Consider the following 13,490-nt stretch of genomic DNA (forward strand, 5'->3'; position numbering starts at 1 on the left):
GCTGGCTGCGGCGGCTTCGCGTGCCGCAGCGGCCCCGCCGCCGGCTGCGCGCGGCGCCGGCAGCGGCGGCTTCGCCGCAGGCTGCGGCAGCGCTGACGCGAGCCGCGCCTCGCGCTCCTCCGCGCGCTGTGCCAGCGCGGAGAGCGCCGTGAAGGCGCCGGCTTGCGAGCGAAGCTCGGCAAGCCGCGCCTGCGCTGCGGCGGCGGCGGCTTCGCCCGCCGCTGCCGTGTGCTCGGCCAGCGCGTCGATAAGCTCCAGCGCGCGCTGGCGGTAAACGCCCTTCACTTCCGCGGCAAGCTCGCGGCTGTACGTCATCGTATATTCATTGCCGATGACTGCTCCTGCCTTTACTCGCTCCACGAGCCACTCCGGCTCCGGAAGCCAGCCTAGCTTCTGCGTAAGCCCGCTTTCCAGCCGGTCCGTATCGTAGCCTGCCCGGTCGCCGGCTACCCGCAGCAGATGCTTGACATGCCAATCGATCGATGCGCTGATCAAGCTGTTCAATTCGTCGCTGAACGCCTGAAGCCGCCGCTCCTGCTCAGCCGCCGTCTTGGACGCCGCGAACAGGAAGCCCGCCTTGAAGCCAGGCTTCCGGCTTTCCAGAAACGAGTGGGCCAAATCCCGAAGCCCCGCCGGCGTAATATTCGCATTATCCAGCAGCTTCTGCAGCTCCGTCCGGAGGTTTGTCCGGTATACTTCCTTCTCCTCGGAAATTTCCCGCAGCCGGACGTTCAAACGGTCCATTTCGGCCCGCAAGCCTGCAGCCGCTTCTTCCCCGCCGGCCTCCGCCAGCAGCCGCTCGCGTTCCCGCTCGCTTTCAAGCCGCTGCTCCTTAATATGCTCCTTCACCACATGCCGCAGCGATGCGTCGACGCTGTAAATGCAAAGCGGCTCTCGAATTTGCCGGAGCCGGTCCAGCAGCTCGATCAGCGATTCATATTCCTGGTGCGGATGCCCGGGATCGCGTAACGACAAATAAACGATCCCCGCCGGCTCCAGATGCCAGGCATGAAACGCTTCCTCCACGCTTTTGCGATAGCTTGCAAACGACAGCTCCCTGTCGCGATGCTTATCGATTTGATTCACAATAAAATATAAGGGCTTGCCCCAGTCCTTCAGCTGCTTGGCAAAAGCAAAATTAATTTCGGACTGGACATGATTATAATCCATGACATAAAACACGACATCGGCAAGGTGGAGCGCCGATTCCGTCGCCATTCTGTGGGCGTCGTCGGTCGAATCGATGCCCGGCGTATCCAGCAGTACCGTATGGTCGCCGAGCAGCTCGCTCGGGTACACGATGGAAACGGAGGTGAACTGCTCCCCGTCCACGCAGTAGCGGTCAAGCTCGTCAATTGCAACCTCGGCTTTCGATTCCACCCCGCTGCGGATCGTCTCTACGGCCGCATAAGCCCGTTCGCCGCCCCTGATGGATACGACGTTCGCGCTTGTCGGAATCGGGCTTGACGGAAGCAGCTTCGCTCCGCACAGCCGATTGATCAGCGTAGACTTCCCTGCCGAAAAATGCCCGCAAAAAGCGACAGTAAGCCGACCGTCGGTCAGCTTACTCTGCAGCTCCTGTGCTTGCCTCGCATGTCTTGTATCTCCAGCGGCGGCCATTGCGCCTGCTGCTTCGGATATAGCTCCCGCTATGGTTTGCACCGTCAATTCAGTCATTTGCTTCTTACACCGCTTCCTCTTCGTTAGACGGCAAACAAATTTCAAACACGTTGCCGTGCTGCAAAATCATAATATTGCGCTCTTTCTCCCTCATAACAACAACCTCAGGCTTCGCGCGCATGCGTTCGATATATTGATCGGGAACGTCGCCCGAGCCGCTTACCGTAACGCCTTCCACGACGATATCCTCATGCTCCTGCGGGGGGGATTCGAGCACTTGCTCGTAAATATCGGAGAAAAGCTCAAAATTGTTCGTGTACACGGAAATACATTTCATGTTCATCATCCTTCACTGGCTATTTTCGGTTTTTTAGTCTTATTTTTCGTTTTTGCGGCTGGCTTCATACGTTGCTTGCCTTCTTTGCATCCTTCAAGCAGCGGGCAGACCGGGCATTGCGGGCTTTGGGCCTTGCAATGATAGCGCCCGAAGAAAATGAGCCTATGATGCGTCAGCGTCCATTCTTCGCGCGGCACGAGCTTCATCAGCTTCGTCTCGACCTCCAGCACCGAGTCATCAGGCTTCGCGAAGCCGAGGCGCTTCGAAACCCTCTCCACGTGCGTATCTACTGCGATTGCAGGAACTCCAAAGGCGTTAGACATGACGACGTTCGCCGTTTTCCGGCCAACTCCGGGCAGCTCCGTCAGCCCTTCATGGCTTTCGGGTACTTCCCCGTCATATTTATCAATGATTATGCGGCAGAGCTTCTGAATATTGGAAGCTTTGCTCCGAAATAAACCGATGCGGCGAATATCCTGCTCCAGTTCCTCGAGCGGAACGGCCAAATAATCCTCGGGACGCTTATACTTCTCAAACAAAGCCGCCGTCACCTTATTGACCGTCTCGTCCGTGCATTGGGCCGATAGCAGTACCGCGATCGTCAGCTCGAATGGATTGCTGTGATTAAGCTCACAGTGCGCGTCCGGAAACATCTCGGCAATGATATCCAGCACATGGCGCATTCTCTGTTTGGCGCTCATCGTCCTCTCCCCTAATCGAAACACTATCGTTCAAAGTGTAGCGAAATTTGTTACGGTTAGCAACTAGAAACAGGCATATTCCATAAAAAAACTGCCTCGGCGGGCAGTTTTTTCACAAAATATTTATTTCTCCGTCTTATCAGGCCGATTTGGGCTGGTTTTTAGGCCTTGACGATGGCAATAGCCGTATTCCGGAACGCATAAACCGTAATGCGGTCGCCGGACTTGAACGAGGAAGCCGTGACGGCGCTGCCGCCTTGATAGTACTTCGTTAGCGCCGTTACCTTAAACGCGTTGCGTGTGTCGGAAGCGGAGGTTTTCTCCGTCACGACCAGCCCCGTCAGCAAATTGTAGCTTGCAAACGTCCTGGTTTCGCCTTGGGCGGCGGTAATTTGTGTTTTGCCGTCTTCGGTTTTCAGAACCTCCACATAATCGCCGGCTGTTAACAGGTTCGTCACGCTGTCTTGAACCGCGCCTTTATAGATGACAAAGCCCTTCTCGCCGCTCAAAACGACGGATTGGCCCGCTTGATTCGTAATCGTGACGCTTCCCGCTGTAACGGCTTGTACAGTACCGTATGTTGCGGTAACGATTCTGACGGATTCCGGCAGTGAGCCTTCATATGCTGCGCTGATCAGCATGCCGGGCTGCAGCCCGCTTATGGCGATTTTGGAGCCGGCTTCGTTATAGACGTCGACATTGAACAGCGGCACGACAACGTCCGTCGCAGCCCCGTTCTTTACGGTCAGCTTCTTGCCCGCGGAATCGACGGATACAATCTCGTACTGCAGGCTGCGATGCGCCTTGATTGTCGCAACCTTGTCCTGGTCGGCGTTAAGCAGCAGCGTCAGCCTGTCGCCGGACTTCAGGCTTGAATAGGACGCCAGCGCTCCGCCTGCGATTTCGACGATCGCGGTGTTGTACGGCACGGACACCGTCGCTCCGCTGTCCAGCCGCAGCGTCAGCGTATTCGTAATGGAATTGAGGGAGACTAGCGTGCCCTCGTATTTGCTTACGAATTGAAGGGATACGATCGTGCTTCCCGTATACGAGACGATAACCTTGCGGTTTTTGGTCAGCAGCGTTTTGGCCGCTTCCAGTGTCATCGCATTTCCGCCGAAATCGAATTTCGTCCGGTCGTTCACATACAGCGCCGACGCTCCGTTATTCTCGTCGATAACCGTAAGCAGCTTGTTATCCGCATCGTATGTAGAAATTTTTGCGCCGGTAAGCTGCTTGACAGTTCGGTTGACGACTTTGATCTTCGTTACCTGATCGTCGGCGTTTAACGAAAGCTCCACCTTATCCGATTCCTTCATCAGATCGGCGACTGTCGTTCCGGTCATTCCTTCAATTTCAACCGCCACTCCGTCGGCCAAAAACTTTGTAACGAGGCCCTCCTCCGATTTGACGGTAATGAGCTCTCCGTCCGAGCCGTAGTACTCGCCGACAGCAAAAGCGGAAGCCGCTTGCGGCGTCGCGACGATCTTCAGCGCCAAAGGCTGCTCGCGGAACGTATCTCTCATAATGGTGATCGGCGTATCCCGTTTCAGCTCGCTTAAAGCTACGGCTGCGCCGGTGTTGTCGGTAACGGTCAATGCGGAATCGTAACGGAACTCTACCGGCTTGTTATCGACCCAAGCATACAGCTTGCTCTCGGAAGCGATGACCCGGTCCAGCGTCCCGCTGATCAGCTCGGTATGAGCGGTTACGCCCGTAACCTCAATATATTTCGCATTTCCGTCCTTGGCGATGACGGTTACGTCGCCGTATAACGGCAGCCGCTCCTTCGAAATGGGCGTCTCCGACGTGTTCTCGTAATACAGCGTGCTGTCGTCAAGCGTGTAGGAGCTCTCGCTTCCGTCCTTATAGAGCGTAATCCGGGAGTCCGTAAGCTGCGACACGATTCCGCTGCTCTGTCCTTCGTATTCGACCGGGAACTTGGCTTGCGCTCGGCTGATCAATGTCGCCAGGCTTGCCCTTGTCACGTCAGACTTCGGGGCAAACTTGTCGGCCGTAACCCCTTTCACCAGCTCCAAGCTGGCTGCAGCATTGACATAACCCTTATATCGTCCGTCAACCTCATCGGCATCGGTAAAGGACGAATCGACGCCCTCCAATTGTTCAGCCAACTCTCCCTGTCCGATCGCGCGGATCATCAGCTTCGTCACCCATTCGCGCGACGCCGGCTTCGAGCCCCAGGCAGCGTCCGGATTTTCTGCCGCAAGGTCAAATTCCTCCTGCTGGTCCAGCAATCCCGAAGAAAAAGCCAGCAAAATATAAGGCTTAAAAAAAGCGCCTACGGAAAACGAATCCGGAAATCCGATCAGCGTATCTTCGTCGATTTCGTCTTCCAGGCCTGCGAAACGCAGCGCCATCAGTACGGCTTCTTCCTGGCTTACGTTTTTGTTCGGCCTGAATTCAAATGTTCCCCCGCTGACCTGGTATCCGGTGATAATCCCCTGCAAGGACAGCTTGGCCACATGTTTCTCGGCCCAATGTCCGGCAACGATATCCGTAAACGGAGTCGTCTGAGCCGCGGCAGCGAGTACTGATGCCGGAATAACTGCGGTTCCGCTCCCGGCGACAAGCGAAAAAGCTAACGCTCCAATAATGATTTTCTTGCCCGTTTTCTGCAATGGCATATATGATTTCTCCCCCAAAAGTAAATTCGGCCTCCTTATCCGTTCGTTGTCAAACGGCCAAGGAGGCCACATCAGGTTACGTTATGAAGTCTTGTTCATCGGATGCTCGAGATCCACATGGCCCATCAGGCTTTCGACGGCTTCGCCGCCGACGAGAATATCGATGGATTTGACAAACTCAAATTGAAAAAGCGTTTTTTGCAGCGTCTCGATCACCAGAAGCTCGCCTGGAGCGCCTAACCGGGCTTCGTCCGGAATTTGAACGTCCAACGTCACCAGTCCGTCCTTCAGCTGTACGGAGAGAATTTCAATCGGTTTCCACAAGGATTCGGCGCCTTCACCGGCATCCATCTGCAAAGCCTCTACCGCGGCTTTTATCAGCTCTTCATCATTGCTGTATTGAAGCTTGGCCGGCTTTTCGATTGTTTCAAGCAGCTCGGCATCGGTGTAATAGATCGTAGCGTCGTATTCCTTGACGGCCGGCGTCGGCTCCGCGCTTGGGCTAGGCTCGGGCGACGCAGTTGCGCTCGGCATGACGGAAGCCGTCGGCTGATCCGTTGCCGCTCCTGTATTCTCAAGAGGTTTATCCTGTGCGCCACAGCCTGCCAATGCACAGGAAAGGACGATGAAAGCAAGCAGACCCCGCGTTTTTGATGTTGTCATATCGCTGACACCTGCTTTCTATTTAAGTTTTAAGTATTCCTTAATGCCTTTGACGATTTCAGAAGCGATACGGTTCTGCACCGTTTCGGAATACAGCGCTTTCGAATCGCCTGAATTTGTCAAATAACCCGCTTCCAGCAATATAGCAGGCATCGTCGTTTGCTTGATGACCTTGAAGCCCATCTGTTTGACTCCACGGTTTCTAAGCCCGGTTCCCACCAGCAGATGCTTGTGAATCGTATCCGCAAACGCTTTGCTGTTCGCCTTGTAGTAATAGGTTTCTGTTCCCGAAACCGAGGAATTGTTGATGGCGTTGGCATGGATGGAAATAAATAAGTCCGCTTTCAGCTTCTCGGCAAACAATACCCGGTCCTCCAGCTCGACAAACGTATCGTTTGTTCTAGTCAGATGGGCTTTAAGCTTTGTTTCCTTGTCGAGCAGCGCTTTGATTTTGAGTGCGATGCTTAAATTAAACTCCTTCTCCGTCCTCTTCAGAACGCTGGCCGCGCCCGGATCCTTGCCGCCGTGCCCTGCATCGATTACGATGTCGAACACGCCGCTCTCAACCGGCTTCTCGGGCTCTGTAACCGGTGGGTCGACCGGCTTCTCCGGCTCCGGCAATTCGCTTTCAGGCATAAGATCGAAGCGGATTTCACCGTTGCTTTCGGTTTTGACGACGCCCGTGCTCTCGCTGACCTCCAGCACCAGCCTCGCCACTGTCGGCGAACTCGAATATTCGGAATACCGGTACTTGAGCAGCAACGGATTGTCCGCCACGATGCTCTCCGCCTGTCCATTCGAGAACAGAAGGCTGACTTCATCGGAGTAGCCCGTATCCGGTAAATCAAAGACGATCCGCTTCGGATTGTCCAAATAAAGCGGCTCGTTCGCTTTCACCGTGCCGGTGTAGCTGATCTTCAAAGCGCTGATTCCGTCGAATGCGACTTCCGTAATCACGCCTTTAGGCTCTGCCGGCACTTCCGGCTCCGTCTCTTTCTCAAACATATGTACTTCTTTCTCGGCCTGCTTCCATTCGAAATTCAAGCCGAAATGCTCGCCGATGAATCTCAGCGGTACGAGCGTTGTCCCTTTCACAATCGACACCGGCGTATCCAGCTGAACCGGCTGTCCGTTCACGAATGCAACGCTGTCATTAAGCTTCAGCTTAATCATGTCCTTGCCGTTATTAACCGTTACCGTCTTGACGGTGTTATCCCATTCGATCGGGTAGCCCAACCCTTCCGAAATGGTTCGCACCGGCACAATCGTCGAATTGTTGACGATTTGCGGATTGACGGCGGAGGACAGCAGCTTGCCGTTTAAGAACAGCTTGGGGACGACTTCGGCAGCTTGTCCGACCGTGGCAAACATCGTGAAAAAAACGGACATAAACAACAACATGGACAAAAATCTTTTCATTTCCCACCTCGATGACTGAAATTGCCCGCATCGAATGAGTGCATTCGACTAATACAGACTAAATTATAGACGCGGCTTGTCAGAAAAAGTTGCGTTTGGAGGAAAAAAAGGGCAATTCGCCCGTATTGGCCGAATTGCCCTTTATGACAGCACCCGTTCTAACCCAGGCGAGCTGCGTGCTTTTGCTCGTAAGCGGTAATTTTGTCCTCGTGCTGAAGCGTCAGACCGATGTCGTCAAGACCTTGCAGCAGAAATTGACGGCGGTGCTCGTCAAGATCGAAGGAAATCGACAAGCCGTACTCGTCGGTCAGAAGTTTGTTTTCCAAATCGACCGTCAGCTTGTAGCCTTCGTGCTTAGCTGTGCGCTGGAACAGGTCCTCTACCTGCTCTTCGCTGAGCTTGATCGGCAAAATGCCGTTTTTGAAGCAGTTATTGTAGAAAATATCGGCATAAGATGGCGCGATGATTACTTTATAGCCGTAGTCGAGAATCGCCCAAGGAGCGTGCTCACGGGAAGAGCCGCAGCCGAAGTTGGCGCGGGAGATCAGTACGGATGCTCCCTCGTAACGCGGCTTGTTCGGTTCGAACTCCGCATTTACCTCGCCGTTCTCGTGAAAGCGCCATTCGAAGAACAAAAATTGTCCGAAGCCGCTGCGCTCGATGCGTTTTAAAAATTGTTTAGGAATAATTGCGTCAGTGTCGACATTGACCCGGTCGACCGGGGCGACGATGCCAGTAAGTTGTTTAAACGGTTCCATTGATATATACCCCTCTCGCTTCCGATTAGTTCAACACTTCAGTTTTAACTTCCCAGTCACGCACATCCGTGAAATGGCCTTTGATCGCTGCCGCTGCAGCCATCGCAGGAGAAACAAGGTGTGTGCGTCCGCCGCGGCCCTGACGGCCTTCGAAGTTCCGGTTCGACGTCGAAGCGCAGCGCTCGCCCGGCTTAAGAACGTCCGGGTTCATCGCCAGACACATCGAGCAGCCGGCATCGCGCCATTCAAAGCCTGCTTCTGTAAAGACTTTGTCCAGGCCTTCTTTCTCGGCTTGGATTTTAACGCGTCCCGAGCCAGGAACGACGATAGCCGTTACCTTCTCGTTTACTTTGTAGCCGCGGGCAATTTCTGCAGCGGCGCGCAAATCCTCGATACGGCCGTTCGTACAGGATCCGATAAAGACATAATCGATAGCGATATCGGTCATCGGCGTGCCCGGCTTCAAATCCATATATTCAAGCGCCGCTTCTGCAGCCTTGCGCTCGTTCTCGGTCGGAAGGTCTTGCGGGAATGGCACGGACGAAGTAATGCTTGTTCCCATGCCAGGGCTTGTGCCCCAAGTAACTTGTGGAATAAGGGCGTCTACGTCGAATTCGACGACTGTGTCGTATACGGCGCCTTCATCCGTCGTCAGCTGCTTCCAGGCTTCAACGGCTTCGTCATAGTTAGCCGGTGCGTATTCGCGTCCGCGCAAGTATTCAAAAGTCGTTTCGTCCGGAGCGATCAGGCCTGCGCGAGCGCCTGCTTCGATGGACATGTTGCAAACCGTCATACGCTCTTCCATCGTCAAGCTGGTAATCGCTTCGCCAGTATATTCAATAACATAGCCGGTAGCAAAGTCGGTACCATATTGCGCAATGACGCCGAGAATCAAGTCCTTCGCCGTTACGCCCGGTTTGCGTGTGCCGTTAAAGCGAACTTCCATCGTTTTTGCTTTCGATTGCTGAAGGCATTGCGTCGCAAGGACATGCTCTACTTCACTTGTACCGATACCGAAAGCAAGCGCTCCGAACGCGCCGTGCGTGGAAGTGTGGCTGTCGCCGCAGACGATCGTTTTGCCAGGATGCGTCAGGCCAAGCTCAGGGCCCATAACGTGCACGACGCCTTGGTCGATGCTGTCCAAATCGAACAGCGTTACGCCGAAGTCCTTACAGTTTTGCGTCAGCGTATCGATTTGCTGCTTTGAGATCGGATCCGTAATGTTGAAACGGTCCTTCGTCGGTACGTTGTGGTCCATCGTTGCGAACGTCAGGTCCGGACGGCGGACTTTACGGCCGCTCAGGCGAAGGCCTTCGAACGCTTGCGGCGACGTTACCTCGTGCACGAGCTGCAGGTCGATATAAATAACGCTCGGTTTACCCTCTTCTTGATGAATGACGTGATTATCCCAGATCTTCTCAAACATTGTCTTTTTCGTCATTATGCTCACCCCATCGTTTCATGAAATCTTCTGCGTTTCTTAACTGAACCTACTATAGCATTTCTTTCTTCATTGATCCAAGATATAATATCTATAACGACTATAGGTAATAACTATAATGGAAGTTCGAACATTCACTTTAAGGAGATTGAATGAAATGGAGCTTAGACAGCTGAATTACGTTATTCAGATCGCACACGAAAAAAACTTTTCCCGCGCGGCGGAAAAGCTGCACATCGCGCAGCCCTCTCTCAGCCAGCAGCTGTCCAAGCTCGAACAGGAAATCGGCGTGCTGCTGTTCCGCAGAACGACTAACTCCGTCGAGCTGACGCAAGCCGGTCAAGTATTCGTAGACAAATCACAGGCGATTCTTGATGCGGTCGAGCAGCTGAAGCAGGAAATGGACGACATGGCCCAAATGAGGCGCGGAAGGCTTGTCGTAGGCACGCTACCTATAACAGGCTCGCATATTTTACCGTTCGTCCTGCCGGTGTTCGGCGCTCAATATCCGCAGATCGAGGTTGTTCTCGTCGAGGATACGACGGCAAAGCTCGAACAGCTGACGGCAAGCGGCGGAACCGATTTGTGCCTGTTGTCCCTTCCGCTTATCGACCACTCGCTATCCTACGAGCCCTTTATGGAGGAAGAGATTTGCCTGGCCGTCTCGCCCCAGCATCCGCTGGCCGGACGGGAAGGCGCAGTGGATATCGCCGACCTTCAGGAGGAGCCCTTCATTGGACTCAAGCGGGGGCAAGGCTTCCGCCAAATTACGGTGGAATTGTGTGAGCAGGCCGGCTTTACCCCGCAGATCGTGTTTGAGAGCAGCAATATGGAAACGATACAATCGCTGGTGGCCGGCGGCATGGGAATCGCCTTTGTTCCGAAAATGCTGACCCGGGCCAAAGGCGCTGAATTCGCTCCCGTCTATCTGCCTTTAAATCCGCGACCGACAAGAACTCTTGTTGTCGCCAGCCGCAAAGGCCGTTACCTGTCCAAAGCGGCGGAAGCGTTCATCCGCACGCTTAACAAGACGATCAACAGCATACGCTCCTGACGATCCTTGACGGCCTACGCTTCATAAATGGTTGGCCGACGGTCCTCGAATACCGGAATTTTGGCCCGTACCGCATCGACAAGCGACAAATCGATCTCCGCTCGTACGATCGTTTCCTCTTCCCCGGCCTCCGCCACCGTCTCGCCCCAAGGATCGAGCACAAGGGAATGGCCGAAAAACCGGGTATCGCCGCTCTCGCCCGTACGGTTGCAGGCTACCACGTACATCTGGTTCTCGATTGCGCGCGCCGTCAGCAGCGTACGCCAGTGGTGCAGGCGCGGGTGCGGCCACTCCGCTGGAACGAAAAGCAGCTTCGCTCCGCCAAGCGCCAGCTTCCGGGCCAGCTCTGGAAACCGGATGTCGTAGCAGATCATCATGCCGGCCTCCTCCCCCTCAAGCTGGAGTTTGCCCGGCTTATCGCCCGCAGCCAAATATTTTTCTTCATCCATCAAGCGGAACAAATGTATTTTCGAATAATCGCTCGTGACATTTCCCTCACGGTCGAACACATAAATCGTATTGAGCACCTTTCCGTCTTTCAGCTCCGCAATCGAGCCTCCGATAATATGGACTCCATGCTTTTGGCTGAACGCCGACAAAAATGCCTTCGTCCGCGCTCCCTCCTTATCCGCAAGCGTTTCGATTTCCGTCAGGGCATAGCCGGTGTTCCACATTTCCGGAAACAGGATCACGTCCGGCTTTTCCCCGCCATTTACCGCCTCTTCCAGCATCGCCGACAGCTTTGCGAAATTCGCTTCCGGATTCCCGGCCTCTATATGCATTTGCAGCAAAGCAAGCCGCATTTTGTCCGCCATCATTCATTCCTCCAGCATTGCTTTTTTTCCCTAATGATACCTTCTCATGGAATGGTGTCAAGATGGGAAGCTTAAGGAAGAGCCTAACACACCCAATCGTTCAAACAAAGGAGAATGTCCGATATGCCGTTAAAAAAATGGAGCGCCGCGCTCCTCGCCATTTGCTCGCTGCTGCTGTTCGCACAGCTCGCTTCCGCTTCGGCCGATTTTTCAAAGCCAAGTAAAGTATCCGCCGAGCCGGGGCAAAAGCCTGTGCAGGTATTCGATATCGCCGCCGGGAAGGTTGTCAAAATGATTCCGAACGATCCGGAATTCCAAAGCATGGCAGCCGGCTGGACCGGTTCTGTAACGGGACTCGCGCCGCAAATTACGAGCGATCCGAGCTGCAGCTATGTATATCGGGTGCCCCTTGATAAGCCCGTTACGGTAAAGGCAAACGAAATAACCGTAACCTCCGACGACCTGTTTCTGTTCTATTGCAAGGACAAGCCGCCGCTTCTACTTATGTTCGACAGCGAGCGCAAGCCGTATTTGTTCCTTTTCAGCGCCGACATCACCCCATTCGTCAAAAAAGTCGGTCTTCCCGCCTTGTAGAGGTACGCTTCTCATCTCTCCTCATTCATGCTACATTTAAGCTATTGCATAATAGAGATAGCGATAATGTCAGTGTGGAGTGTGAAGAATGGATACGCAAATCGGTCAACATCATTTTCAGCCTGCGGATCGGATGAACGGTCTTCCGACGCAGTTTTTTGCCAAGCTGGTTGCAAAAGCCAATGCGCAGACGGCCAAAGGGCGCGATGTCATCAATCTGGGACAAGGCAATCCGGACCAGCCGACCCCTCCCCATATTGTTGCGAAGCTGCAGGAAGCTGCGGCGAACCCGCTTTACCATAAATACCCACCATTCAGCGGTTATCCTTTTTTGAAGGAAGCCATTGCGAAGCGCTACATGGAGGATTACGGCGTTGAAGTCGATCCGGCCACAGAAGTGGCGATTTTGTTCGGAGGCAAAACAGGGCTTGTCGAGATTAGCCAGTGTCTGCTTAACCCGGGCGACGTCTGTCTCGTGCCGGATCCCGGCTATCCCGATTATTGGTCGGGAGTGGCGCTTGCAGGCGCAGAAATGTCGTTTATGCCGCTGACGGAGCAGAACGGTTTTCTGCCTGATTTTTCGGCGGTCAGCCCTGAAATTGCGAAACGCGCCAAGCTGATGTTCATGAACTATCCGAACAATCCGACAGGCGCCGTTGCAAGCGGCGAATTTTATGCCGAGACGGTCGAATTTGCGAAGAAACATCATATTGTTATCGCCAGCGATTTTGCCTACGGCGCCATCGGGTTCGACAGCCTGAAGCCGGTCAGCTTTCTTCAGACCCCGGGGGCCAAAGAGGTCGGCGTTGAATTTTATACGCTGTCCAAAACCTACAACATGGCCGGCTGGCGGGTCGGCTTCGCGCTCGGCAACGCCGAAGTCATCAAACTGATCAATCTGATTCAGGACCACTATTACTGCAGCCTGTTCGGCGGGATTCAGGAGGCGGCCGCTCTCGCCTTAACCGGTCCCCAGCAATGCGTTGAAGAGCTGCGGGCAAAATACGAAAGCAGACGCGAAGCCTTGTTCGCCGCGCTCGAGCAAATCGGCTGGAAAGCGGCGCGCCCCGGCGGCTCCTTCTTCTGCTGGCTGCCGGTGCCGGAAGGCCATACCTCCGAATCGTTTGCGGACCTGGTCCTGGAGGAGGCCGACGTCGTTGTCGCTCCGGGCGTAGGCTTCGGCAAGCATGGCGAAGGCTATGTCAGACTCGGACTGCTGACAAACGAAGCCCGGCTGCAGGAAGCGGTCATGCGGATCGGCAAACTGAATTTATTCCATAAATAAGCTCGAACATGGATAAAGATGCGATAATCAGGCTGTCCGTTTGCTTTACAGACCTAATCGATCGTGATATGCTTAAAGGAATTGAACATGAAACGTGATGACGGGACTAGTAAGCAGGAAAGGTCGCGATCAGAGAGTAAATTCCACGGGCTGCGAGA

At 54.3% G+C, this 13,490-nt stretch carries 12 protein-coding genes; 3 read left to right on the plus strand and 9 right to left on the minus strand.

Annotated features, from left to right (window positions below; translation table 11 throughout):
* From KP806_RS04800 to leuC, 8 genes are all read right to left on the minus strand, one after another.
* Positions 1-1,677: dynamin family protein (locus tag KP806_RS04800; RefSeq protein ID WP_224722438.1), on the minus strand; the 1,677-nt coding region annotated here is incomplete at its 3' end.
* 7 nt (positions 1,678-1,684) lie between these two features.
* Complete coding sequence (locus tag KP806_RS04805; RefSeq protein WP_224722439.1) at positions 1,685-1,957, minus strand: NAD/NADP transhydrogenase alpha subunit; 273 nt, start codon at positions 1,955-1,957, stop codon at positions 1,685-1,687.
* Positions 1,958-1,962: 5 nt separating this feature from the next.
* Positions 1,963-2,658, minus strand: a complete 696-nt coding sequence (nth, locus tag KP806_RS04810) for an endonuclease III (RefSeq protein WP_224722440.1) — start codon at positions 2,656-2,658, stop codon at positions 1,963-1,965.
* A gap of 161 nt (positions 2,659-2,819) precedes the next feature.
* The gene (locus KP806_RS04815; protein ID WP_224722441.1) at positions 2,820-5,303 is read right to left on the minus strand and encodes an S-layer homology domain-containing protein; all 2,484 of its coding nucleotides are present in this window, start codon (positions 5,301-5,303) and stop codon (positions 2,820-2,822) included.
* A gap of 81 nt (positions 5,304-5,384) precedes the next feature.
* The gene (locus KP806_RS04820) at positions 5,385-5,966 is read right to left on the minus strand and encodes a GerMN domain-containing protein (protein ID WP_224722442.1); all 582 of its coding nucleotides are present in this window, start codon (positions 5,964-5,966) and stop codon (positions 5,385-5,387) included.
* An 18-nt stretch (positions 5,967-5,984) separates the two neighbouring features.
* Positions 5,985-7,385, minus strand: a complete 1,401-nt coding sequence (locus tag KP806_RS04825; protein WP_224722443.1) for an N-acetylmuramoyl-L-alanine amidase — start codon at positions 7,383-7,385, stop codon at positions 5,985-5,987.
* Between the two features lie 158 nt (positions 7,386-7,543).
* Positions 7,544-8,143, minus strand: a complete 600-nt coding sequence (gene leuD / locus KP806_RS04830; RefSeq protein ID WP_224722444.1) for a 3-isopropylmalate dehydratase small subunit — start codon at positions 8,141-8,143, stop codon at positions 7,544-7,546.
* A 25-nt stretch (positions 8,144-8,168) separates the two neighbouring features.
* Positions 8,169-9,584 carry a 3-isopropylmalate dehydratase large subunit gene (leuC, locus tag KP806_RS04835; RefSeq protein WP_224722445.1) on the minus strand — a complete coding sequence of 472 codons (1,416 nt, stop codon included), beginning with the start codon at positions 9,582-9,584 and terminating at the stop codon, positions 8,169-8,171.
* 157 nt (positions 9,585-9,741) lie between these two features.
* Between leuC and KP806_RS04840 the strand changes: the two genes are divergently transcribed.
* A complete protein-coding gene (locus tag KP806_RS04840; RefSeq protein WP_224722446.1) occupies positions 9,742-10,638 on the plus strand; it encodes a LysR family transcriptional regulator in 897 nt (298 codons plus the stop codon).
* 14 nt (positions 10,639-10,652) lie between these two features.
* Here the strand turns inward: KP806_RS04840 and KP806_RS04845 are convergent, their stop codons facing one another.
* Positions 10,653-11,456 carry a carbon-nitrogen family hydrolase gene (locus KP806_RS04845; protein WP_397376359.1) on the minus strand — a complete coding sequence of 268 codons (804 nt, stop codon included), beginning with the start codon at positions 11,454-11,456 and terminating at the stop codon, positions 10,653-10,655.
* Positions 11,457-11,576: 120 nt separating this feature from the next.
* Here KP806_RS04845 and KP806_RS04850 point away from each other — a divergent pair, with 120 nt between their 5' ends.
* Together KP806_RS04850 and KP806_RS04855 are read left to right on the plus strand one after the other, a co-directional pair.
* A complete protein-coding gene (locus KP806_RS04850) occupies positions 11,577-12,047 on the plus strand; it encodes a hypothetical protein (protein ID WP_224722448.1) in 471 nt (156 codons plus the stop codon).
* Positions 12,048-12,135: 88 nt separating this feature from the next.
* Positions 12,136-13,332, plus strand: a complete 1,197-nt coding sequence (locus KP806_RS04855; RefSeq protein WP_224722449.1) for a pyridoxal phosphate-dependent aminotransferase — start codon at positions 12,136-12,138, stop codon at positions 13,330-13,332.
* The last annotated feature ends 158 nt before the right edge of the window (positions 13,333-13,490 follow it).

Origin of the sequence: Paenibacillus vietnamensis (assembly GCF_020169515.1) — a bacterium.
In the GTDB taxonomy this organism is placed as follows: domain Bacteria; phylum Bacillota; class Bacilli; order Paenibacillales; family Paenibacillaceae; genus Pristimantibacillus; species Pristimantibacillus vietnamensis.